The sequence below is a fragment of the Antiquaquibacter oligotrophicus genome, from assembly GCF_020535405.1.
GTDB classification, from domain to species: Bacteria; Actinomycetota; Actinomycetes; order Actinomycetales; family Microbacteriaceae; genus Rhodoglobus; species Rhodoglobus oligotrophicus.
This window is the reverse complement of record NZ_CP085036.1, coordinates 210489-232546: the sequence shown is the minus strand read 5'-3', so window position 1 is coordinate 232546 and position 22058 is coordinate 210489. Positions and strand designations below refer to the sequence as shown.

Sequence of the window (22058 nt, the reverse complement as noted above, 5' to 3'; positions counted from 1 at the left end):
ACGTAGAGGAACCCATGAGAGCTGCATTCGGTATCGGTCGCCTTGTCGCGGCAGGGGCGGGCATCGCCGCCATCGTGGGCCAGCTCATCACGAGCCTCGACTACTGGGCCAAGAACGACGTCACGAATGTTCCCCTGGCGATCACGAACTTCTTCAGCTTTTTCACGATCCTCTCGAACGTGGGTGCCATCGTTGTGATGCTGATCGGGGCCTTCGTGCTCTTTACGCGGAAGGGCCCGGATCCTTCGTGGTTCACCCTGCTGCGGGCATCCGTCGCGACCTACATGATCATCACGGGGATCGTCTACAACCTGCTGCTGCGTGGAATCCAGTTGCCGCAGGGAACGACCCTCGAGTGGTCGAACGAGATCCTCCACGTCGCCGTGCCGATCATCATGTTGCTCGATTGGATTTTCACGCCGGGGCGCACACCGATCGAATGGAATCAGTTGTGGAAGATCCTGATTTTCCCGATCGTGTGGGTGGTCTACACGATGGTGCGCGGGCCGTTCACCCCGAACGAGCTCGCGGGAACCTCGTACTGGTACCCGTATCCGTTCCTCAACCCGTACACCTCGCACAATGGGTACCTGTCGGTCGCGTTTTACATCGTCCTCATCGCCGCCACCATCGGTCTCGTTGCCGCGGGCGTCATCTGGATCTCGCGTCGCAAGCCGATCTTCGCCTGAGCGGTCCGGGCGGGGGCGCCCACCGATAGTCTGAGGTTATGTTCAACTTCCTCGTCGACCCGCTCGTGAACATCATCATCTGGGGCGCCGTCGCGCTCGTCGTCCTTGTCGTCGTGATCGTGTTGCTGCGCAGCATCAAGGTTGCGAAGCCCGACGAGGCGATCATCGTGACATCCCGGCAAAAGGCGCGGAAGGCGGGTGAGGTCGAGGAGAACGCTGGACAACGCGTCGTCTTTGGTTCGCGAGTTTTCGTGAAGCCGATCGTCGAGGCCTACTTCAAGCTGAGCCTCCGCAGCCGCCAGCTCAATGTTCAGGCCACCGCACAGACCCGTGATGCGATCACGATCCGCGTTAACGCTGTCGCGGTCGTCAAGGTCGGCGGTTCTGAATCTATGGTGCGAGCCGCCGCGCAGCGCTTCCTCAACCAGCAGGACCAGATCGAAACCTCCACCGAGGAGGTGCTGAGCGGTTCGGTTCGTTCAATCGTCGGTCAGCTGACGGTGACGGAGATCATCACGAACCGCAGCGCTCTGCAGGGCCAGGTCCTCGAAGCGGTGCGCGAATCCCTCGACGTTCAGGGACTCACAATCGACACCCTTCAGATCAAGGAGATCGACGACGACAACGGCTACATCAAGGACCTCGGTCGCGCCGAGGCAGCTCGTGTGAAGCAGGTCGCCGAGATCGCCGAATCGGTCGCGCGCCAGGCCTCTGAGGAGGCGCGTATCGCGGCGGATCAGGCGGTTGCCGAGTCGCAGCGCAAGCTCGACCTGCGCAACGCGGAGATCCAGAAGGAGACCGACAAGGCCAAGGCTGAGGCCCAAGCTGCTGCTCCTCTTGCCGAGGCTATCGCTCAGCAAGAGGTTGTCGCCCAGCAGGAGGTGACGGCCGGTAAGCGCGTCGGCCTGCGCAAGCAGGAGCTGGATGCCGAGATCCGCGCGGTGGCGGATGCCGAGGCGTACGCCATCGCGAAGAAGGCCGAGGCCGATGCCGTGGCCGCCGTCGCCAACGCCAACGCCGACCGTGATGCTCGCCGCTCCGCGGCCGAAGCCATCGAGGCGGAGGGTATCGCCGAGCGCAACCGTCGTCGAAGCGCTGCAGAGGCCGTCGAGGCCGAGGGTGTGGCCGAGAAGAACCGTCGTATCGCCGCCTCCGAGGCACTACAGGCCGAGGGTGAGGCCGAGGCCGTCGCTATCCGCGTTCGCGGTAACGCCGAGGCCGAAGCTACCAAGCTCAAGGCCGAGGCCCTCGCCGAGCGTGCTGGCGACCTTCTGCGTCAGCAGATCATCGACCAGCTCCCGGAGATCGTGCGTGCGGCATCCGAACCGCTCGGCTCGATCAGCAACATGACGGTCATCTCGTCGGACGGCAAAGGCACCGAGCAGGTCGGTCAAAATGTCGCCGGTCAGCTGAGCACCGTAACGCAGATCCTCAAGGACGTCGTGGGCATTGACCTCGGCGACATTGTGACGGGCCGTGTGACCGGCCAGGCAATCGGCGAAGGGCTCGCCGCATCCGAGGGCACGACAAAGCGTTCGCCGGCTCGGCCCGCGAAGACCGAACCCAAGGCCTGAGTCAGCGTCCGCGGAGCTTCTCGATTTCTCGACGATCGCGTTTCGTCGGGCGCCCGGTGCCACGGTCTCGTCGCGGAACGAACGCGGTCTCCTCGGGCGCCGGCAGCGGGGGAGAGTGGTCGACGTAGGCGACGGATGCCAGGGGCGCTGAGACACGCTTCGTCAGTAGTTGCTTGACCTCGAGCACACGGTCGAATCCCGCGATGCGCACGCGGACTTCGTCGCCCGGGGACACCGACTGTGCTGCTTTGGCACGTTCGCCCCCGACGCGAACGTGCCCAGCACGACAGGCCGCGGTCGCCGCGGACCGTGTTTTGAACACACGCACAGCCCACAGCCAGCTGTCGACGCGCACACTCTGCGCGGGCATCAGTACCAGTTGACCGCTTCGGAGTGCGCCCAGGCCGCGCACGGGGTCCCGTACCGCCCCTGGATGTACAGCAGCCCCCACATGATCTGCGTTTCGTAGTTCGTGCGCCAGTCTGCGCCCACGTTGGCCATCTTGCTGCCGGGCAGCGATTGCGGGATGCCGTAGGCGCCACTCGACGCGTTGTACGCGTTGGTGCGCCATCCCGATTCGCGGTTCCACAACCAGATGAGGCAATTGCCCTGGTCACTCCCGTAGCCCATGTTTGCGAGCTGGGTCATGGCGAAGTACTGGGCGGCGGCCACATTGTTGACCTCATTGCCGGGCACCACGAATCCGCCGCCACCGTCGTAGGGGCCGTCTGCCCCCGGTCCGCCGGAGTCCGGGCCGCCGTTCGCCTCGAGCCCAATGCGGTACTGCTGCTCGAGTTGCACGGTGGTGCCTTTGAGGCTCGCGAGCTGCTCGTAGAGCACGGTGAGCCTCGACTGCTGCTCGTCGACGGCGGCATCGGCGGCTTCCGCGGCGGCGGTGGCCGCGGCAGATGCTTCCTCCGCGGCAACGCTGAGGCGGTCACGCTCGGTGCGCGCGACGCCCGCTTGTGCGGCGAGCGATTCGGCCTGGTTGCGGTCGACCTCAGCGTCGGCGAGAGCGGAGGACACCTGATCTCCCACACGTCCGACCGCGCCGAGTCGATACAGGAGGTTGTCGGAGTCTTCGCTCGAGGAGACGAGGAGAACGGCGGTGAGGTCAGCCCCGCTCGATCGGTAGAGCGCCGCTGCGAGCTGAGCCGCCTGATATGCCGATTCCGTCGCCCGTTCATCCGCGAGGCGGGCCTGCGTGCTGAGCGCGCGCTCCGTCTCGGTGATGCGCTCTAGTGCTGCTCGTGCGGTGGCGGCTTCTGCCTGGAGTGCCGTTGCGGTGTCACCGAGGCGCGCGGATTCCGCTTGCAGTCCGTCGAGCAGGGACCCGATCTGTTGAACAGCTGCCGCTGTCGCGGCCTCGTTATTGCGTGCCGCTTCGACTTCTTCCCACGTCGGATAGTCGGCTGCCTGGGCCGTGAGGGTGGTGCCCGCGAGCGCGAGGATGAGCGCGCAGGAGAGCGCGCCGAACCGCCACGAGCGAGTCTTCACCTTCCCAGGGTAGGCAATCGCGTGACGAATGTGAATAGTGTGACCACTGTGGCGTCTGTGATCACACGTTCCGCTAGGCGCTAGCGAGTTCCGATTTCCACCGCACGAGTTCACGGACGACCGGGCTCGGGTCTGCTGCCAGTACCTCCATGGCGTCGAGCGGCACGTAGAAATTCACGGCGAGAAATCCGCGAACCCGCTCCGAGGAATCGGTCGCGAGCGATCGCAGCACATCACACGGAGTCGACTCGTTGCGCGCGACGCACGCCCGAACCTCGGGGTCGGCATCCTTGGCGAGAGTCTCGAAGACGTCCTCGGGCAGGTGATAATCCAATGCAGCACGTTCCCGAATGCGAGGGTTGGGGTCGGCGGCGAGCAGTCGCAGGCGCGCGATCTTCGACTCCGTCATCGGGGGAGCCGGATGCAGGGCAGCTGCTTCCTCGGCGGTGAGCATGGCCGGGGCCATGGCCTTCATCTGAGCACGCTGCGCGGGTGTGTTGAATCGGATGCAGGACATGCCGGTACGTTAGTCCGCTCTCCCGACGCACGTCGTCAGCAACGCCGCTAGACCTCGACTCGGGAGCGGGACTTCGGCCACCACGGAACGATGGGCGACGTCGAACGCTGATACTCCGCATATTCGGGGTATTTGGACTTGGTGATCGACTCCGTAAAAATCGTCGACCCGATGAACAGGCCGGTCAGGAGGGCTGCCCCGAGAACCGTCCACTGGAGGAGAGATCCTGCGGCCACGGCACCGAAGAGGAAAAAGACCCACCACTGTGCCTGCTCGAAGAAGAAGTTCGGATGCCGAGAATATCGCCAGAGCCCCGACTGCAAGAACCTCGGACGGAAGTCCGACCCGCCCGCCTTCTTCGCCCGGTGGAAGTTCCACTGCTGCTGGTCAGCCACAGTCTCGCCGACGAGGAAGAGGAGAAACACCGCGGCGACCACGGCGTCGAGAACCCCGAACGGCGTCGAGCGGTGCTCGTAGGCGGTGAGTGCAGGAAGAGTGATGAGCACGAGGATCGTGTTCTGGTACAGCACGATGAAAAAGAGATTGAAGATCTCGAACTGCCACGGCTTCATTCGAGCGCGGAGGATCGGCCAGCGGTAGTCCTCGGTGCCCGTGTATCCGCCCTTGCGAGCGAAGTTGAAGGTCAGGCGAGCCCCCCACAGGGTGACAAGCACGGCCATGACGTTAAGGCGGGCATCCGCGAGCCCCGCGTATGCCGCGAAGATCCACACGTAGACGACGGGAACGACCGACCAGAGCCGGTCGACCCATGAGTGGTCCTTCGTGATGAGAGAGGCAATCCACACGAAGGCGCAGACGGCGGCGGCGGTCAGGAGCACGGCCTGAAGTGCGGTCATGGGGGCATCCTAGTCTCGTGGCGCATCGGGCTGAGGGCCCTCGGTAGACTCGCGGCGTGGGATCGACGAGCACCGGAGAGGTCAGCGACCGGATCTTTACGGTCCCGAACCTGTTGAGCTTCCTGCGGCTCGCTCTCGTGCCGGTTTTTCTCGCCCTCATCATCAGGGGGGAGGATGCCCTCGCTCTCCTGGTCCTCGTGATCTCGAGTGTCACGGACTTCCTCGATGGCCTCATTGCCCGCACCTTCAAGCAGATTTCGCGGCTGGGCCAACTTCTGGATCCCGCCGCGGACAGGCTTTTTATCTTCGCTGCGCTCATCGGTTTGACGATCCGCGAGGTGATCCCCTGGTGGTTCCTCGCGATCATCGTCACTCGCGAGCTCATGCTGCTCGGCATCGGCATCGTGCTCGCCAACCACGGCTTCGGGCCACTCCCGGTACATCATCTCGGCAAGGTCGCGACACTCTGTCTGTTCTACGCGCTACCCATTCTCATGCTGGGTCAGGCCTTCCCGGATGCCGCGTGGCTGGCGAATCCCGTCGGTCAAGCGTTCGCGGCGTGGGGCGCCTTCCTCTACTGGTGGGCCGGGGCGATCTACCTCCGCGAGGCCATCCGAGTGGTACGCATCGCGAGGGTCGAGGACGCCGCGAAATCCGATACGCTGGGTGGCTAGAGCGAGGAGGTGTTGCCGTGGTTGACTCCGCAGGGCAGGAACGATCGGAGGGTCGCGCACCCTCGAGCGATGACACGACAGTGCATTACGGTGACGAGTTCGCCGCTCAACTTGCCTCCCTCGACAGTGCCGTATCCGGCGAAGAGGTCGACGCGATCGCGGCGCTGCCGTCGGGGTCTGCACTCCTCGTTGTGCGTCGCGGCCCCAATGTCGGCGCTCGTTTTCTTCTCGATGCCGATGTCACGACCGTGGGACGACACCCCGAGGCCGACATCTTCCTCGACGACGTCACCGTTTCTCGCCGGCACGCGGAGTTCCTTCGTCACGGCACCGCGTTCGAGGTGAAGGATCTGGGTTCGCTCAACGGCACGTACTTCGACGGCGTTCGTATCGACACCGCTCTCCTCAGCGATGGCGCTGAGGTTCAGGTTGGCAAGTTCCGCCTCACCTTCTACGCATCACGACTGGACCTCGGCCACCTGGCTGGTTCGTAGTGCCGCGCGCCGCCGCACAGTCGAGGGCGTCCGACGACACACCGCTCCTCAGCATTGGCCAGGTGCTCGCTAAACTCAGCCCTGAGTTTCCCGACCTCTCGCCGTCGAAGCTTCGTTTTCTCGAGGAGCGCCAACTCGTCTCGCCAGCGCGCACGGAGTCGGGTTATCGCAAGTTCTCGCACGCCGATCTTGAACGCGTGCGCTTCATCCTCACGATGCAGCGTGACCACTACCTGCCTCTCAAGGTCATTCGTGGTTACCTCGTGGATCTGGATGCCGGTCGCACGCCCGAACTTCCGGGTGGCACCGTGCCCGCACCGTCGATGCTCTCCTCAGAGCGCAAGCTCACGAAGGACGAACTGATCCGCGAAGCCGGTGCCAACGCGATGCTGCTCGGGGATGCCGTCAGTGCTTCGCTCATCGTGCCGGCCGAGGTGTACGGCGATGATGCTCTCGCGGTGCTCAAGTCTCTCGTCGAGTTGCAGCGCTCCGGCATTGAGCCGCGCCACCTTCGGGGTTTTCGTGCTGCCGCCGAGCGGGAGCTTGGCCTCATCGAGAATGCGCTCATGCCCGTTGCGCGGCGCAAAGACGCGTCGAGTCGCGCGCGTGCGGCCGAGATGGCGCGCGAAATCGCGGGTCAGCTCGAAATTGTTCGGAGCAGTCTCATCCGATCCGCCCTCACCAGACTGGATTCGTAGTACCGTCGAATGACAACGACACGCCCGCCCGGTGTCGGCGTTCGCTCCGGTCGGTGGGTACCGTGGGGTTCGCACGAACTTTCAGTGTCAACCTCAAGATGAGGGTTGGCTGGTCAGAAGGAGCCCGGACATGACTGAACTCAGCCGTAACGAGGAGACTCGCTACGATCTCGGTCTGCTGTTCACCGACGGGCTTCCCGAACTCGATGACGCCGCAGGCTACCGCGGCGCCGTGGCCGCCCGAGCTGCAGGGATTAGCTACCGCCAGCTGGACTACTGGGCACGCACCCAGCTCGTTGAGCCCACCATTCGCGGGGCAGCGGGTTCCGGCTCGCAGCGCCTCTACGGCTTCCGCGACATCCTCGTGCTCAAGCTCGTCAAGCGACTCCTCGACACGGGCATCTCGCTTCAGCAGATTCGTGTCGCGGTCAATCAGCTCCGTGAGGCCGGAATCAACGACCTCGCGCAGACGACCCTCATGAGCGACGGAGCGAGCGTCTACCTCTGCACCTCGAACGATGAGGTCATCGATCTTGTCAGCCGCGGTCAGGGAGTCTTCGGTATCGCTGTCGGCAAGGTGCTTCGCGAAGTTGAGCAGGACCTCGTCGAGCTGGACTCGACCCCTGCCGAAGACCCGATGGACGAACTCGCTCGTCGTCGGGCGGCACGCGCCGCGTCCTGAGCCACGGCTTCGCCGTCAGAGTTCTGCACGGGCCACCGAACGACCGGCTGACGCCGGTTGTGGTTGTGGTTCCAACCGGTCCTTAGGAGACCGGCTCCTCCGCGTACTCGCCGATACGCGCGGCACGCATGACACGCTCGAGGATCTGGTCGAAGTTGCGTGACATCTCTTGGGCGCTGTCACCGGGCCACACGTGGAGCGGCTTAGCGGCGCCCTGAGCCTGCTGGAGCGACGTACGCTCGGGGAGTTGGGGGCTGAGTACAAGCGGGCCGAACATGTCCCTCAGTTCCTTAATGCGGAACTGGTGCTCGAGGGATTGTGAACGAAGACGATTGACGATGATGCCGAGAGGCTGAAGGCGGGGGGAGAGGCCGCGGCGAATCTCCTCGATCGCTCGGAGAGCTCGGTCGGCTGCCGCAACCGAGAACAGGCCGGGTTCGGTCACGATGGTCACGCGGTCACTCGCGGCCCACGCGGTACGCGTGAGGGCGTTGAGAGAAGGGGCGCAGTCGATGAGAACGAGGTCGTAGTCTGCCTCGACGTTGGCGAGGGCCTCCTCGAGCTTCCAGATATCGCGGATGCTGGGATGCGGGCCGTCGAAGTTGATGGCCGAGGGGGAGCCGATGAGAACGTCCACCTTGCCCGGGCGGCCCTTCGTCCAACCGCTCGGTGCGATTGCGGCGCGCACGATCTTCTCCTTGGGAGAAGCGAGGACGTCCGCGATGTTGAGGTGACCCGCCACATCGATGTCCATACCGGTCGAGACATCCGATTGAGGGTCAAGGTCGACGACGAGGGTTCGGAGGCCACGGGAGAAAGCGGCCGACGCGAGGCCGAGCGTCACCGTGGTCTTGCCCACGCCTCCTTTGAGAGAGCTGACGCTGAGTACATGCACGAACAACGACGATACCTTCACTACTGTTAAGAAACCTAAAAGGGAGCCGCCAGGGCCCAATCCACTCGGCCAATTGCCAGCGTTTTCACGACTTCGTCACGTGCGCATGGAAGAGGCCCGGTGTCCAGGATGACCCTCGAGCCGCTCGGCACCATCGAACCAACCCGCGCACAGGAGGCCTGACGTGGCAGAACGCGAAATCCGACTCTTCGGCGACCCGGTGCTACGGTCCGTGTGCGACGCCATCGTTCCGGGCGACAAGCGAGCGGACGCCCTCGTCACCGATCTTCTCGACACGGTACGGATACCCGGCCGGGCTGGCGTCGCCGCCAACCAGATCGGGGTTGGACTACGCGCCTTCAGCTATAACGTCGACGGTGAGGTCGGCTACATCATCAACCCCGAGATCGTAGAGGTCTCGGGGGATCCCGAGCTCGTCGATGAGGGCTGTCTCTCGGTGCCCGGGTTCTACTTTCCTCGCCTGCGGTATCCCTTCGCCCGAGTCCGCGGTATCGACCTGGACGGCAACCCCGTCGAGTTGTCCGGCGAGGGCCTCATGGCGCAGGCGCTCCAGCACGAAGTGGATCACCTCAACGGACACCTCTACATCGAGGGACTTGAGCCGGAAACGAAGCGAGAAGCGATGCGTGCGATCCGTCAGGCACCCTGGTATTGAGCGCCTGACGGATCAGCGAACCTACTGCGAGACCGAGACGCCCTCGGTCGGAGCGCCCTGGTAGAGCCCCTCGATAACGTCGGCGAAATCGACGAGGATCACGTTGCGCTTGATGCTGAGCTTCGGCGTGAGGTGACCACTGGCCTCCGTCAGGTCCGCGTCGAGTACGTGGAACTTGCGGATCGACTCGGCGCGCGAGACGTTGGCGTTCGCAGCATCCACCGCGCTTTGAATCTCCGCCAGCACGTCAGGATGTTTCGCCGCCTCGGCAGTGGACATGTCCGCGTTCAGGTTGTTGTTGGCCAACCACACGGGAAGCATTTCCTCGTCCAGCGTCACGAGAGCTGAAATGAACGGCTTCTGATCACCGACGACAACAACCTGGCCGATGATCGGGTTCGCGCGGATTGGATCCTCCAGAGTTGCCGGGGCCACGTTCTTGCCGCCGGCCGTGACGATGATTTCCTTCTTCCGCCCCGTGATCTGGAGGTAGCCGTCCTCATCGATCTCGCCGAGGTCACCGGTTTTGAACCAGCCGTCGTCGAACACCTCTTGAGTCGCGGCATCGTTGTTCCAGTAGCCGGCGAAAACGCACACACCCTTGACGAGGATCTCCCCGTCTTCGGCGATGCGAACGGAGTTGCCGGGCAGCGGCGGGCCGACCTTGCCGATCTTGAACTGCGACGGCACATTCACGGAGACGGGAGCGGTGGTCTCCGTGAGGCCGTAGCCCTCGAGGATTGTCAGGCCGAGGCTCCGATAGAAATGCCCGAGGCGAAGACCGAGAGGTGCCGAACCCGAGACGGCATAGGCTGCGCGACCGCCGAGAGCCTCTCGGATCTTGCTCAGCACCAGGCGATCGAAGATCGCGAACTGGATTTTTAGCCCGAGGGGCACGTGACCCGCATCAAGAGCCTTCGAGTGAGCGATGGCAACATCGGCGGCCTTGCGGAAGATTTTGCCCTTGCCGCCGGTCTCCGCCTTCTGCTCCGACGAGTTGTAGACCTTCTCGAAGACGCGGGGAACCGCCAGGAGGAATGTCGGCTTGAACGACCCCATCGACGGCACGAGGAGCTTCGTGTCGGGCTGGTGGCCAACCTTCACGCCACCCTCGACTGCAAGCACGGAGATGAATCGGGCAAAAATGTGGGCGAGCGTGATGAACAGGAGCGTGCTCGAGTCGGGGTTCACGACCTCCGGAATGCGTCGCCGTGCGTTCCGGCTGAGTTCGACGAAGTTCGAGTGCGTGATGACGCACCCCTTGGGGCGACCCGTCGTACCCGACGTGTAGATGAGTGTGGCGAGATCCGAACCCTTGGCGAGCGAGCGACGACGCTCGATCTCCTCGTCCGGCACCTCGGTTCCCGCTGCCGCGAGTTTGTCCAAGTCGCCGAGGTCGATCTGCCAGGAGTTGACGATCGCGGGCGCATCGGCACGGATCTCGTCGAATCGAGCGAAGTGGTCAGCGTTCTCGGTGATCATCGCCACCGCACCGGAATCCGTGAGGTTCCACAGGATCTGCGACGGGGACGACGTCTCGTATACGGGGACGAGCACGGCACCGGCGAACCAGGTCGCGAAGTCAATGAGTGTCCACTCGTAGCGCGTTTTGGCCATGAGCCCGATCTTGTCGCCGGGCTGGATGCCGGAGGCCACGAGGCCCTTGGCGAGGGCGATGACTTGCCTGAGGAACTCGGCGCTCGTGACATCCTTCCAGCCGCCGTCGGCGGTCGGAACCGCGAACAGCGCCCTATCGGGTGTTGCGGCGACCCGGTCCATGAGCAGGTCGGTGACGTTGGCCTCGGGATCGGCCTCGACGAGGGCGGGAACATCGAACTGTTTCACGGCAACTCCTTTGGTACCGGTCAGGATTGTTCGGTCCAGTCTAATGACCGCTGCCTGAGAAAACCCGAGGTTGCGCGGACAGTAAGCTCGACATCCGTGCATGCCATTGGAATCGACATCGGTGGAACGAAGATCGCTGGGGCGGTTGTAGATGAATCCGGCACGGTCATTGCGGAGGAACGCGTGGCCACGGTCGCTGGCGAATCGGATGCCGTGATCGATGCCGTCGTCGACATGGTGACTTCCCTCTCGTCCGGTCGGGACATCATCGCGGCTGGCGTCGCGGCTCCGGGGTTCATTGACAGCGAGCAGTCGACCGTCTATTACACGCCTAACATCGCGTGGCGCAACGAACCCCTCAAGGAGCGTCTCGCCGCCCGGCTCGGCATAGAGATCACGATCGACAACGACGCCAACGCGGCAGGTTGGGCGGAGTACCGCTTCGGCGCCGGGCGTGGGTTCAGTGACATGACCATGCTCACCATCGGCACGGGGGTCGGCGGGGCCGTGGTGTCGCACGGCTCACTGTTCCGTGGCGGGTTTGGCGCGGCTGGCGAACTCGGCCACATGCGGGTTGTACCGGAGGGTCTGCCCTGTGGATGTGGTGCTCGCGGATGCATCGAACAGTACGGCTCGGGACGGGCTCTGCTGCGCATGGCCGGCGAGATCGCCGACGTCGGGGGAGTGGGACTCGCTCTCGCGGAGGCCCGTCGCCAGCACGGCGAACTGACGGGGACGATCGTCGGTGAGCTCATCGCCGCTGGTGATCCTGGCGCCCTGCACGCGCTCGAACAGCTTGGACACTGGCTCGGCCAGGCGTGCGCGAGCCTCAGCCCCATCCTCGACCCGCACGTATTCGTCTTCGGTGGTGGTGTTTCCGTATCGGGCGACCTCCTTTTGGACCCGGTCAAGGAGTCCTTCCGTCAGCACGTCCCAGCACGGGGATACCGTCCGGAGCCGGAGTTCCGTATCGCGGAACTCGTGAACGACGCGGGAATGGTGGGGGCCGCCGACCTCGCGAGACTGCACGCCACCGCGCGATAGACTGAACCTTCCAAGCTGCAGGGAGTGCGATGTTCTACTGGTTCATGAAGAACCTGGTCGCCGGTCCTCTTCTCAAGACGGTCTTCCGGCCCTGGGTTACGGGAGCCGAAAACATCCCGAAGACCGGCGCCGTCATTCTCGCGAGCAACCACCTGTCCGTCATCGATTCGGTGATCCTCCCGCTCGTGATGGATCGACGTATCTACTTCCTCGCCAAGAGCGACTATTTCGTCGGCAAGGACTTCAAGGGCTGGCTCATCAAGCACTTCTTGCTCGGCACAGGGATGCTGCCCATCGACCGTTCCGGCGGCAAGGCGTCAGAAGCGTCCCTCAACACCGGACTCGGTGTACTCGCCAAGGGGGACGTCCTCGGCATCTACCCCGAGGGAACGCGGAGCCCTGACGCGAACCTCTACCGCGGCCGCACTGGCGTCGCGCGGATGGTCCTCGAGGCGCACGTACCCGTCGTGCCTGTCGCGATGGTCGACACCGAGAAGGTCATGCCCATCGGAAGCAAACTTCCCAAGGTGCGTCGTATCGGCATCGTCTTCGGGGAGCCGCTCGACTTCTCGCGATTCGAAGGACTCGAGGGTGATCGCTTCATCCTCCGTTCAATCACCGACGAGATCATGTATGAACTCGACCGCATCAGCGGTCAGGAGTACGTCGACGTGTATGCGTCGACTGTGCGCGACAAGCTGCCTCGTCGACGCTGACGAGTCCGCGACCCCGTCGCCACTAAGCTCGATTTCCGGGGCATTTCCGCCCACCACCCCTCGATACCCAAGGAACCTGCCGTGGTAGACCCGTCCGAACCCGTCGTGCTTGCTGATCCCTCCGTGGTTGCAGGCCTCGACTATTGGCGGACCCTGCCCATCAAGCAGCAACCGGCGTGGCCCGACCCCGAGGCTGTGGGCGCAGCATCCGACAAGATCGCGACGATGCCCCCGCTCGTGTTCGCTGGCGAGGTCGACATCCTGCGGGACCGACTTGCGCGCGCAGCTCGCGGCGAGGCGTTCCTCCTTCAGGGCGGTGACTGCGCCGAGACGTTCGCGGGAGCCACTGCCCAGCAGATTCGTGACCGGGTCAAGACCATCCTTCAGATGGCGGTGGTGCTCACCTACGGTGCATCGAAGCCCATCGTGAAGATGGGGAGAATGGCTGGGCAGTTTGCCAAGCCCCGGTCGAGCGACACCGAAACGCGGGGGGACGTTACCCTGCCCGCATACCGCGGCGACATCGTCAACGGGTACGACTTCACTCCCGAGTCACGTCAGGCCGATCCGTCACGACTCGTCGAGGGCTACCACATGGCTGCCTCGACGCTCAATCTCGTCCGGGCGTTCACGCAGGGCGGTTTCGCGGATCTGCGCCAGGTGCATTCCTGGAACAAGGGATTCGCGTCGAACCCGGCCAACCACCGCTACGAGAAGGTCGCCAACGACATCGATCGGGCGATCAAGTTCATGGAGGCCGCCGGAGCCGATTTCGACGAGCTCAAGCGCGTCGAGTTCTACTCGAGCCACGAGGGACTCCTCATGGACTACGAGCGGCCCATGACACGCATCGATTCGCGCACGGGGACCCCGTACAACACGAGCGCGCACTTCCTGTGGATCGGGGAGCGCACTCGCGACCTCGACGGCGCCCACATCGACTACTTCTCGCGTCTGCGCAACCCGATCGGCGTGAAGCTCGGCCCGACCACGAGCGCCTCCGACATGGAGAAGCTCATCGACAAGCTCGATCCCAACCGCGAGCCCGGTCGACTCACGTTCATCACGAGAATGGGTGCCGGCAAGATCCGGGATGCCCTTCCGCCCCTGCTCGAAGCGATCAAGTCCTTCGACGCCAACCCGCTGTGGGTGACCGACCCCATGCACGGCAACGGACTCACGACCCCCAACGGTTACAAGACTCGTCGCTTCGACGATGTCGTGGACGAGGTCAAGGGATTCTTCGAAGCTCACAAAGCGGCGGGTACCTACCCGGGCGGCATCCATGTCGAGCTCACGGGCGATGACGTCACGGAGTGCCTCGGAGGTTCCGAGCAGATCGACGAGGAGACGCTGGCGACGCGGTACGAGTCCTTGTGCGATCCGCGACTGAACCACATGCAGTCGCTCGAACTCGCGTTCCTCGTGGCGGAGGAACTGACCGCGTTCTGAGCGAGTGCCTAGAGCACACCGATGAGGACGATGGTCGAGCCACGCTTGACCATCTCTCCCTCGCCGGGGTCCGTGCCTGCCGACCTTGCGTTGGGGTTGTCCCACACGTTTTCGGGGAGCAGTGTGCGGACCTCGACGGTGAAGCCAGCCTCCTCGAGTTCGGCCTTCGCCGCAGCAAGCGTCTCGCCCTCGATGTCGGGGATCTCCACGAGATCGGCACCCTTCGAGGTGATGAGGTCGACGGTGTCGCCGTCGCGCACCACCGAGGCCCCCTCGAGGGCTTGAATGCGGATCGCCGCGCCCTGCGGCACGGTGTCGGAGAACTCCGACTCGTTGATGGCACCCAAGACGAGCCCAGCACTCTCGATCGCGGCGCGCGCGTCATCCGTGGACATTCCGGTCACGTCCGGGAGGGCGCCAAGCGAGACGACCAGCGTGATCGCCTGTCGCTCGCCGTATTGGGGGACACCCTGAAGCGTGGTCCCGTTGACGTCGAGTGCGTCGATGACGATGCCCGTTGGCACTTCACCGTCGAACTGCCGGATGATCGGATCGGCGAGAGTAAACGGCGCTGCTTCGATCGCCGCGATGGCCTCGTCTTCGGTCATGCCGGCGAGAGCCGGGAGATCGATGGGCTTCGGTCCTGTTGAGATGAGCAGCTGAACCTCGCTGCCAGGGGCAACCGACGATCCGAGTTCTGGATCGGTTTCGGCCACGGCGCCCTGCGGGATCGTGGGAGAGTCGATCTCCCCGTTTTCGGGGCTGACGGTGAGGCCGAGCTCGGTGAGAGTCTCGGTCGCCTGTTCTGGCGACATTCCCGCGATCGATTCCGGCACGGTGATGCGAGAACCCGGCCCCGCGCCGAAATACCACCCCACGGTCGCCGCGATCGCCGCGAGCAGCACAACACCGCCGAGGATCAGCCAGCCGCGACGGCGGCGTGAGCTCGATACCTCGGCAAGTTCGTCGGCCGGTTCCGGAACAGGCTCGGTTTGCGGTCGACGAGATCCGAGGATCGTGGTCTCGGCCGTCGTGTGAACGGCGGGGGTTCCGCTCGGGAGCACCATCGTGCGCTGGGTTGCCGGGCCAGGGCCGCTCGTCATGAGTGCGCTGTGGGTCTCGAAGAGACGATCGAGGAGGGCGCGGGCATCCTTCGGCCGGTCCTCAGGGTCGCGCTGAGTGGCCCACAGCACCAGTTCGTCGAGTTCCGGTGGCACTCGGGGGTTTCGCGCGCTGGGCGGCGGCACCGAGCCGTTGGCGTGCTGGTAGGCGATCTGCATCGGCTGTTCGCCGCGGAAGGGCTGCTCACCGACGAGCATCTCGTACATCATGATGCCCACCGCGTAGAGGTCGCTTCGTGTGTCGGCGATGCCCCGAGTGACCAACTCGGGCGACAGGTAGGCGATGGTGCCGAGGAGTGCAGCCCCGGTCGCAGTGTTGGCGGTCGCCGCTCGAGCCAGACCAAAATCGCCGATCTTGATTCGGCCGTCGTCGGCCAGGAAGACGTTTTCCGGCTTGAGGTCCCGGTGAACGATTCCCGCCTTGTGGGCGGCGGCGAGTCCGGCGAGGACCGCCTCCATTATGTCCAGGGTCTGCTCGGTCGTCAGGATGCGGTGCTCCTGGAGCAACTCCCTGAGAGTGATCCCGGGCAGGTACTCCATGACGAGATATGCCATGTCGCTGTCTTGGCCCTGGTCGAAGACGTTCACGACATTCGGGTGTGCCAGACGCGCGGCCGACCGGGCTTCCTGGATGAAGCGTTCCTTGAACTGGCTGTCATCGGCGAGGTGCCCGTGCATGATCTTGATCGCGACGCGTCGTTCGAGGCGGAGGTCGGTGGCGAGGTACACCGTCGCCATCCCACCGCGCGCGATTCGTGAGCGGACCTGATATCTACCGTCGAGCAGACGGCCGATCATCGGGTCGGTGCTGGCTGTGCTCACCGGGCAAGTCTAAAGTTGGCGGCCTGCGAGTCTGCCGCTAGACACGTCACTTAGCCCAGTTCGGCGAGCCAGGAGCGCGCGGCGGACTCCCATTTTGCGTAGGCATCGGGGTAGGCGGAGATCTGGACGGCTTGGGCCGCGACGGTGACGGGCATTGATTCCCAGCCCCGGATATCGAGCAGCCCGCGGGTGAAACCGGCGTTCGGGTTGTTCGGCCCGCCGTAAAAGAGTCGCGCAGCGTGCTCGGGAGTCGTGAGCTGGTCGACCGAGCCCCACCCCGAGCTCGGGCGTTGCTGGAACAGTCCGACCGAATCCCGGTCTCCCCAATCGAGGTTGCGGAGTGTTGACTCCTGCATCGCCGTCGCAAGTGCGATAACGATGCCGTAGTCCGGCACGCCGAGGTCGCGACCCACGCGGATGATCGTCGCCGCGTTTGTGCGCATCTCTGAGTCGAGCGCGCTCGGCGAGGATGCGGTCGTGACCGCTGCCGCCCCCGGAAGGTTCAGGATGTCCCCGCTGAAGATCACGCTGTCCGTCGAGAGGCCATTGGCATCCAGGAGGCTCTGCAGTCCCAGCCCGTGGCGTGCGGCGATGCCGGACAGGGTGTCGCCGTCGACAACGATGTAGCTGTTGGGCGTGGACGGAGCACTGATCAGTTCAGGCGAACTGATCAGTTCAGGCGAACTGACCAGCTCCGGAGAGGACGGCGCGGGAGCGGAAGGGGCCGGGGCGACCTCGGGGATCGCGAGGGTCTGGCCCGGGTAGATGATGCTTGTCGCCGAGAGGCCATTGGCGCTGAGGATCGACGCGGCCGGGACGCCGTGTCGCTCGGCGATTCCGCTGATCGTGTCCCCGGTCACGATCGTGTACCGGGACGGAGCGGTGGTTTCTTTGACGACCTCCACGACGGGTGTGGACCCGGAGGAGAGTTTGAGTACCTGCCCGGGAAAGATGAGGGAGGACCAGCTGAGCCCGTTGAGCGCAAGCACGGATGCCGTGGCCAAGCCGTAGCGGACTGCAATGTCGCTCACCGTGTCGCCCGGGGCCACCGTGTAGGTCGAGGGGGCTGGCATCGCGGCGACGTCGGGTTCGGCGCTAGCGGGCTCTTCCGTTGCCGGCGCCGCTGCCGTAGTGAAGCCGAGGGGTGTGCGCACGCCCGGCGCGCCCTGAGTGGGACGGTCGCCGCGCGCTGAGTCGCGGGGGAGGTCAGCAGGGTCGAGCTGCCCCGTGAGGTTCAGGCTCATCGCCGCGAGGGATCCGACGAGCAGAACAGGGACGGTATGGCGGGGATTGAGGGTGAGACCGGCGCGGGCTACGTGGGTGTAGTCGACCGTGGGTGCGAGCCCGTCGAACACGTGACGTCGGTCGCTGGACGACGAGTCGACTGTGGGGTCCGTCATGTCCTCATCCCTCTCCCGGCCGAGAAGTATCACCCGTGCGGCGATCCTCCCAACGTGTCACAAATGCCAATTAGTGTCAATTAGTGTGGCGGATGTTATTTCAGTTAACAAGATCGAAACATTCACTCACTGGCCACCCGCGCACGGTCGTTGTGGTGCTCGTGGCACTCTTGATGTGTGACTGACACTCCCGACACCACGTGGCTGACGATCCCCGATGTGAGCGAATCGCTCGGCCTCAAGGTCACACAAGTCCGCCGGCTCATCGAAGATCGCACCCTTCTCGCTCAACGTCGGGACGGGGTATGGAAAGTACCGGCCCTGTTCCTTTCCGAGGGCGAGCCACTCCATGAACTCCGAGGGACCCTCGTGGTGCTCTCCGACGCGGGTTTCACCGACGATGAGGCGATGGACTGGCTTCTGCGAACCGAGGATGCGCTCGGTGTCTCACCGATCGAAGCGCTCCGCGCGGGTCGCAAAGCAGAGGTCCGCCGAGTCGCGCAGGCGTTGAGTTTCTAGGTCGTCAGGCGCTCAAAAAGCTCGTGCGGTGACCGTCGCGGCCAAGTCCCGCAGATTAGAACGGGCGCTGGCAGACAATGGGGCTTCATCGAGCGCGCGAATGGCCACGCCGACGTTGTGGTTGATGATCTCCTCCACGGCATCCACTGCTCCGCACTCGGTGAGCGTCGAGCGGATGGTGTCGATCTGGGACGCATCGAGGCTCGGATCGCCGAGCAGCTCATCCAGGAGGTTTCGCGCCGACCCGGACAGGCGTTGCCTCGCAAGGGCGATAAGAACGGTGCGTTTACCCTCCCGGACGTCGTCTCCCGCTGGTTTGCCCGTCACCTCGGGATCGCCGAATACACCGAGGAGGTCATCCCGCAGCTGATAGGCGACACCGAGAGGAAGCCCAAACGAACGGAGTGCCTGCAGCTGGGCATCCGAACCACCGCCGAGGGAGCCACCGATGGCCAGGGGAGCCTCGATTGTGTACTTCGCCGACTTGTACACGATCACGCGGTGCGCTCGGGAGAGCGCGGTGTCGTCGGAGTGGGCGACCCAGGCGTTCTCCTCCAGGATGTCGAGATACTGGCCGGCCGAGACGTCGGTGCGCATGCGCGCGAACTCGCGACGACCCGCCGCGTGCGCTGCCGCGGGCAGGTGCGTGCGAGCCGAGTCGAAGAGGTCGTCGCTCCACCCGAGGAGCAGATCGCCGAGCAGCAGTGCGGCCGACCGGCCGAAGGTCTCAGGAGAGCCCGCCCACGTACCTTCGCGATGCAGCATCTCGAATCGGCGATGCGCCGAGGGGGCGCCGCGACGGGTGTCCGAGTTGTCCATGATGTCGTCGTGCACGAGCGCGGCGGCATGAAAGACCTCGAGCGCTGAGGCCGCGAGCACGATCCCGGGCAGGTCTGCGGATGCTGCATCAACGGCAAGTGGGTCTGCGCTGCCCGACCCGGCCACGGCCTGCCATCCCCAGTAACAGAAGAGTCCGCGGAACCTTTTGCCGCCGGCAAGGTAGTCGGATGCGAGCGCCACCACCGGATCAAGTTGAGGGGATGCTTCGAGGAGCTCGACCCGTCGCCTAGCGATGAACTCGTCGATTCTCAGCTGAATCACGTCAACCAACCGGGTACTCTCAGGCACCTGTCTAGCCTAGCCACGCACGCGGGCGTACTATGGAGTTCCCAGCGCCCCCAGTCCAGAAGGGACTCACGATGCCTCTCTCTGAGCAAGAGCAGCGCCTTCTCGAAGAGATGGAGCGCAGTCTCTATCAGAATGACGCCGACTTCGTCGCGACGGCACGTCAACAGCGAGGGCGCACCAACTACCGCTTCGTCGCCGTCGGAGTGCTGGTAGCCGTTGTCGGTATTGCCACCCTCGTCGCTGGCGTCATTATCCAGCAGCCCCTCGTGGGTGTGCTGGGGTTCGGCGTCATGTTCGTGGGCGTGCTCCTGGCGGTGGCTCCGCCTCGGCGTGGCGCATCCTCCACTGACCTCCCCGCGTCCTCCACGCCGCGCAAGGCGTCGCGCTCGACCTCCTTCATGGACGCGCTCAATGAGCGATGGGACCGGCGCGGAGACGATCGACGCGAGTAGCCGCAGAGGCTTCACAGGACCAGCCGAAAGGCTGGTCCTTTTTTTATGTCCGCGAGGCGGTCGAGCGCGACATTTTCACTCCATTTCCCTCCACCCGCCGGTTCCGCTATTTTTCGGGGTAATTTGGCCTGGTCAACGTGCCTAGGTGGGGAAAATCCTAGATTTGTGGAGCAATGTGGAGTAAAGTGGAGCCAACCTGAATCCGGGCCGGAGAACGAGGGGAGTGTCGTGCATGTTTCTCGGCACCTATTCCCCGAAGCTCGACGAGAAGGGGCGCATCATCCTCCCCGCGAAATTTCGGGACGAACTTGCCTCGGGTGTCGTCGTCACACGCGGTCAGGAACGCTGTCTCTACGTCTTCAGTCAGCGCGAATTCGAGTCACTGCACGAAAAGATTCGTCAGGCTCCCGTGACCAGCAAGCAGGCGAGGGACTTCCTTCGCCTCTTCCTGTCCGGCGCCAATCAGGAGACGCCGGACAAGCAGCACCGGGTGACACTCCCTGCAGGCCTGCGCGAGTATGCGGGGCTCGACAGGGACTTGACCGTCATCGGTGCCGGCAACCGGGCCGAGATCTGGGACACCACGGCGTGGAACGAGTACTACGCAGAGGCCGAGTCCGACTTCGTGAACACCACGGAGGAGGTGATCCCGGGACTCTTCTAGTTCGCGAGCCCTGACTCCCAGCCGGCCTGCCCTGACGTACTTCCCCGACGCCAGGTCGAACCGGATGGGGATCAGGGCTCGCGAACCCAGCCCGACATCATGACTGAGAACTCACTGCACGTACCCGTACTCCTCGAGCGCAGTGTCGAGTTGCTTGCTCCTGCCCTCGAACGGGACGGCGCCGTGGTCGTCGACGCGACTTTGGGACTCGGCGGACACTCCGAGGCCCTGCTCGAGCGTTTCCCTTCGGTGCACCTCGTCGGAATCGACCGAGACACGGACGCGCTCGGGCTTTCGACGGCACGCCTTGCGCCGTTCTCCGATCGCATCGATCTCGTGCACGCGGTCTACGACGAGCTGCCCGCGGTGCTCGAAACACTGGGGCTGCGTGAAGTCGACGGCATCCTCTTCGATCTGGGTGTGTCGTCCCTGCAGCTCGACACGGTAGATCGGGGGTTCGCCTATTCGAAGGACGCGCCGCTCGACATGCGAATGGATGCCACGACCGGGCCCACCGCACGGGAGGTGCTCGCGACCTACACCGAGTCGGAGCTCCGCAGAATCTTCTACGACTACGGCGACGAGAAACTCGCGCCGCGTTTCGCTAGCCGAATCGTGCAACGCCGCGAGGTTCAGCCGATCGAGACCTCCGCGGACCTCGTGGACATCATCTCCGCTGCCACTCCCGCTGCCGCTGCTCGGGCAGGCCACCCTGCAAAGCGGGTGTTCCAGGCGTTGCGTATCGAGGTCAACAGTGAGCTCTCGGTTCTCGAGCGCGCGATTCCCGCGGCCCTCGATTCGCTTCGCGTGGGCGGTCGCATCGTTGTGCTGTCCTACCAATCGCTCGAGGACAGGATCGTCAAACGCGTTTTGCAATCCCGATCGCGTTCGACCGCTCCAGCGGGCCTCCCCGTCGAACTCCCCGAGCACAAGCCGGAGTTCTCGCTTCTCGTGCGTGGGGCGGAACTGGCCTCAGACGAGGAGCGCATCGACAACCCTCGATCCACCCCCGTGCGACTTCGCGCCGCTGAACGACTCAGGAGTGTTACATGAGCCCCGCCGTCGCTTACGCCCGTCCCGCTGTTCGTCCGGAACGCGTCGAACCGCAGCTTGCCCCCGTCGCTGCCCCGCAACAACGCCCGGGCACGACGCGGAGGCCGCGCGCCACGTACGCGTTCGTCATCGTCGCGAGCCTTGCGGGCATCCTGTGCGCGCAGTTGCTGCTCAGCATCGTCGTTTCCGATGGCGCCTATCAGATCACTGCTCTCCAAGCGCAGCAGAAGGAACTCATGCGTCAGGAGAACGCCCTGTCCGAGCGTCTTGACCTGCTCGGCTCGACCCAACACCTCGCGGCGAACGCCGCGAATCTCGGCATGGTGCCCGGAGCGAGCCCGCTCTTTCTCGACGTGAGCAGCGGCGGTATCGCTGCGGCCCCCGGCACTGTAGATCCTGCCGGCTGCGGTGGCGCATGCAATCTCGTTGGCAACTCGCTGCTTACCGGCATGCCGTTGGTCTCGCCGCAAGCACCGCAGACGACACTGGACTCGCAGCAGGCCGCACCAACCGTGGGAGCAACCACGGAAGTGCAGCAAGAGCAGCCGACGGATGCCCTGCCTGCGCCCGTGACTCACTGATACGCCCC

The 22058-nt window shown here is 64.4% G+C and carries 24 protein-coding genes; 15 read left to right on the top strand and 9 right to left on the bottom strand.

All coding sequences use genetic code 11. The annotated features are described in order from the left end of the window. Positions 1-14 precede the first annotated feature (14 nt). Both LH407_RS01125 and LH407_RS01120 read left to right on the top strand, forming a co-directional pair. The gene (locus LH407_RS01125) at positions 15-689 is read left to right on the top strand and encodes a Pr6Pr family membrane protein (protein WP_322133129.1); all 675 of its coding nucleotides are present in this window, start codon (positions 15-17) and stop codon (positions 687-689) included. 38 nt (positions 690-727) lie between these two features. Further along, the gene (locus tag LH407_RS01120) at positions 728-2263 is read left to right on the top strand and encodes an SPFH domain-containing protein (protein WP_322133130.1); all 1536 of its coding nucleotides are present in this window, start codon (positions 728-730) and stop codon (positions 2261-2263) included. Position 2264: 1 nt separating this feature from the next. On the opposite strand, the gene LH407_RS01115 is transcribed toward LH407_RS01120, so the two are convergent. The 4 genes from LH407_RS01115 to LH407_RS01100 form a co-directional block, all read right to left on the bottom strand. Next, positions 2265-2633: an RNA-binding S4 domain-containing protein gene (locus tag LH407_RS01115; RefSeq protein WP_322133131.1), complete on the bottom strand. Its 369-nt coding sequence runs from the start codon at positions 2631-2633 to the stop codon at positions 2265-2267. After that, the gene (locus LH407_RS01110) at positions 2633-3760 is read right to left on the bottom strand and encodes an aggregation-promoting factor C-terminal-like domain-containing protein (protein ID WP_322133132.1); all 1128 of its coding nucleotides are present in this window, start codon (positions 3758-3760) and stop codon (positions 2633-2635) included. Before LH407_RS01110 ends, LH407_RS01115 begins: the two co-directional genes overlap by 1 nt. Before the next feature lie 73 nt (positions 3761-3833). Further along, the gene (locus LH407_RS01105) at positions 3834-4277 is read right to left on the bottom strand and encodes a hypothetical protein (protein WP_322133133.1); all 444 of its coding nucleotides are present in this window, start codon (positions 4275-4277) and stop codon (positions 3834-3836) included. 47 nt (positions 4278-4324) lie between these two features. Then, positions 4325-5134 (bottom strand): DUF1295 domain-containing protein, encoded by an 810-nt coding sequence (locus LH407_RS01100; protein ID WP_322133134.1) that lies wholly within the window; start codon positions 5132-5134, stop codon positions 4325-4327. Positions 5135-5190: 56 nt separating this feature from the next. Here LH407_RS01100 and LH407_RS01095 point away from each other — a divergent pair, with 56 nt between their 5' ends. From LH407_RS01095 to LH407_RS01080, 4 genes are all read left to right on the top strand, one after another. Then, positions 5191-5808 carry a CDP-alcohol phosphatidyltransferase family protein gene (locus LH407_RS01095; RefSeq protein ID WP_322133135.1) on the top strand — a complete coding sequence of 206 codons (618 nt, stop codon included), beginning with the start codon at positions 5191-5193 and terminating at the stop codon, positions 5806-5808. Between the two features lie 17 nt (positions 5809-5825). After that, positions 5826-6302 carry an FHA domain-containing protein gene (locus tag LH407_RS01090; protein WP_407650602.1) on the top strand — a complete coding sequence of 159 codons (477 nt, stop codon included), beginning with the start codon at positions 5826-5828 and terminating at the stop codon, positions 6300-6302. Further along, a complete protein-coding gene (gene ftsR, locus LH407_RS01085) occupies positions 6302-7000 on the top strand; it encodes a transcriptional regulator FtsR (RefSeq protein ID WP_322133136.1) in 699 nt (232 codons plus the stop codon). Before LH407_RS01090 ends, ftsR begins: the two co-directional genes overlap by 1 nt. Before the next feature lie 130 nt (positions 7001-7130). Beyond that, positions 7131-7682 (top strand): MerR family transcriptional regulator, encoded by a 552-nt coding sequence (locus LH407_RS01080; RefSeq protein WP_322133137.1) that lies wholly within the window; start codon positions 7131-7133, stop codon positions 7680-7682. Positions 7683-7764: 82 nt separating this feature from the next. Here LH407_RS01080 and LH407_RS01075 read toward each other — a convergent pair whose 3' ends face one another. Next, on the bottom strand, positions 7765-8577 hold the full coding sequence (locus tag LH407_RS01075; RefSeq protein ID WP_322133138.1) for a ParA family protein: 813 nt from the start codon (positions 8575-8577) through the stop codon (positions 7765-7767). A gap of 184 nt (positions 8578-8761) precedes the next feature. On the opposite strand from LH407_RS01075, the gene def reads away from it, so the two are divergent. Further along, positions 8762-9253, top strand: a complete 492-nt coding sequence (def, locus tag LH407_RS01070; RefSeq protein ID WP_322133139.1) for a peptide deformylase — start codon at positions 8762-8764, stop codon at positions 9251-9253. 21 nt (positions 9254-9274) lie between these two features. Here the strand turns inward: def and LH407_RS01065 are convergent, their stop codons facing one another. Continuing rightward, complete coding sequence (locus LH407_RS01065) at positions 9275-11098, bottom strand: AMP-dependent synthetase/ligase (RefSeq protein WP_322133140.1); 1824 nt, start codon at positions 11096-11098, stop codon at positions 9275-9277. A 96-nt stretch (positions 11099-11194) separates the two neighbouring features. Here LH407_RS01065 and LH407_RS01060 point away from each other — a divergent pair, with 96 nt between their 5' ends. The 3 genes from LH407_RS01060 to LH407_RS01050 all read left to right on the top strand — a co-directional run bounded on the left by LH407_RS01060 (position 11195) and on the right by LH407_RS01050 (position 14310). Further along, positions 11195-12142, top strand: coding sequence for an ROK family glucokinase (locus LH407_RS01060; RefSeq protein ID WP_322133141.1), 948 nt, complete (start codon positions 11195-11197; stop codon positions 12140-12142). A 29-nt stretch (positions 12143-12171) separates the two neighbouring features. Beyond that, a complete protein-coding gene (locus LH407_RS01055; RefSeq protein WP_322133142.1) occupies positions 12172-12858 on the top strand; it encodes a lysophospholipid acyltransferase family protein in 687 nt (228 codons plus the stop codon). An 81-nt stretch (positions 12859-12939) separates the two neighbouring features. Then, positions 12940-14310, top strand: coding sequence for a class II 3-deoxy-7-phosphoheptulonate synthase (locus LH407_RS01050; protein WP_407650600.1), 1371 nt, complete (start codon positions 12940-12942; stop codon positions 14308-14310). Between the two features lie 8 nt (positions 14311-14318). On the opposite strand, the gene pknB is transcribed toward LH407_RS01050, so the two are convergent. Next, entirely contained in the window at positions 14319-16253 is a 1935-nt protein-coding gene (gene pknB / locus LH407_RS01045) for a Stk1 family PASTA domain-containing Ser/Thr kinase (RefSeq protein ID WP_322133143.1), read from the bottom strand. A 50-nt stretch (positions 16254-16303) separates the two neighbouring features. Beyond that, on the bottom strand, positions 16304-17653 hold the full coding sequence (locus LH407_RS01040; RefSeq protein WP_322133144.1) for a muramidase family protein: 1350 nt from the start codon (positions 17651-17653) through the stop codon (positions 16304-16306). 177 nt (positions 17654-17830) lie between these two features. Here LH407_RS01040 and LH407_RS01035 point away from each other — a divergent pair, with 177 nt between their 5' ends. Further along, entirely contained in the window at positions 17831-18172 is a 342-nt protein-coding gene (locus LH407_RS01035; protein WP_322133145.1) for an Rv2175c family DNA-binding protein, read from the top strand. 12 nt (positions 18173-18184) lie between these two features. Here the strand turns inward: LH407_RS01035 and LH407_RS01030 are convergent, their stop codons facing one another. Then, positions 18185-19300: a polyprenyl synthetase family protein gene (locus tag LH407_RS01030; RefSeq protein ID WP_322133146.1), complete on the bottom strand. Its 1116-nt coding sequence runs from the start codon at positions 19298-19300 to the stop codon at positions 18185-18187. A 71-nt stretch (positions 19301-19371) separates the two neighbouring features. Between LH407_RS01030 and LH407_RS01025 the strand changes: the two genes are divergently transcribed. The 4 genes from LH407_RS01025 to LH407_RS01010 all read left to right on the top strand — a co-directional run bounded on the left by LH407_RS01025 (position 19372) and on the right by LH407_RS01010 (position 22050). Further along, complete coding sequence (locus LH407_RS01025; RefSeq protein ID WP_322133147.1) at positions 19372-19752, top strand: DUF3040 domain-containing protein; 381 nt, start codon at positions 19372-19374, stop codon at positions 19750-19752. A gap of 232 nt (positions 19753-19984) precedes the next feature. Further along, the gene (gene mraZ, locus LH407_RS01020; protein ID WP_322133148.1) at positions 19985-20416 is read left to right on the top strand and encodes a division/cell wall cluster transcriptional repressor MraZ; all 432 of its coding nucleotides are present in this window, start codon (positions 19985-19987) and stop codon (positions 20414-20416) included. A 99-nt stretch (positions 20417-20515) separates the two neighbouring features. Further along, on the top strand, positions 20516-21469 hold the full coding sequence (gene rsmH / locus LH407_RS01015) for a 16S rRNA (cytosine(1402)-N(4))-methyltransferase RsmH (RefSeq protein ID WP_322133149.1): 954 nt from the start codon (positions 20516-20518) through the stop codon (positions 21467-21469). Next, positions 21466-22050, top strand: a complete 585-nt coding sequence (locus tag LH407_RS01010) for a hypothetical protein (protein WP_322133150.1) — start codon at positions 21466-21468, stop codon at positions 22048-22050. The genes rsmH and LH407_RS01010 overlap by 4 nt, the downstream gene beginning before the upstream one ends. Positions 22051-22058 lie beyond the last annotated feature (8 nt).

Excerpts from the sequence above, each read along its gene's own strand:
- mraZ (WP_322133148.1), top strand. The coding sequence starts at position 19,985 with ATGTTTCTCGGCACCTATTCCCCGAAGCTCGACGAGAAGGGGCGCATC.
- LH407_RS01080 (WP_322133137.1), top strand. The coding sequence starts at position 7,131 with ATGACTGAACTCAGCCGTAACGAGGAGACTCGCTACGATCTCGGTCTG.
- LH407_RS01010 (WP_322133150.1), top strand. The coding sequence starts at position 21,466 with ATGAGCCCCGCCGTCGCTTACGCCCGTCCCGCTGTTCGTCCGGAACGC.
- rsmH (WP_322133149.1), top strand. The coding sequence starts at position 20,516 with ATGACTGAGAACTCACTGCACGTACCCGTACTCCTCGAGCGCAGTGTC.
- LH407_RS01100 (WP_322133134.1), bottom strand. The coding sequence starts at position 5,134 with ATGACCGCACTTCAGGCCGTGCTCCTGACCGCCGCCGCCGTCTGCGCC.
- LH407_RS01055 (WP_322133142.1), top strand. The coding sequence starts at position 12,172 with ATGTTCTACTGGTTCATGAAGAACCTGGTCGCCGGTCCTCTTCTCAAG.
- LH407_RS01120 (WP_322133130.1), top strand. The coding sequence starts at position 728 with ATGTTCAACTTCCTCGTCGACCCGCTCGTGAACATCATCATCTGGGGC.
- LH407_RS01125 (WP_322133129.1), top strand. The coding sequence starts at position 15 with ATGAGAGCTGCATTCGGTATCGGTCGCCTTGTCGCGGCAGGGGCGGGC.
- LH407_RS01105 (WP_322133133.1), bottom strand. The coding sequence starts at position 4,277 with ATGTCCTGCATCCGATTCAACACACCCGCGCAGCGTGCTCAGATGAAG.
- LH407_RS01115 (WP_322133131.1), bottom strand. The coding sequence starts at position 2,633 with ATGCCCGCGCAGAGTGTGCGCGTCGACAGCTGGCTGTGGGCTGTGCGT.
- LH407_RS01025 (WP_322133147.1), top strand. The coding sequence starts at position 19,372 with ATGCCTCTCTCTGAGCAAGAGCAGCGCCTTCTCGAAGAGATGGAGCGC.
- LH407_RS01040 (WP_322133144.1), bottom strand. The coding sequence starts at position 17,653 with ATGACGGACCCCACAGTCGACTCGTCGTCCAGCGACCGACGTCACGTG.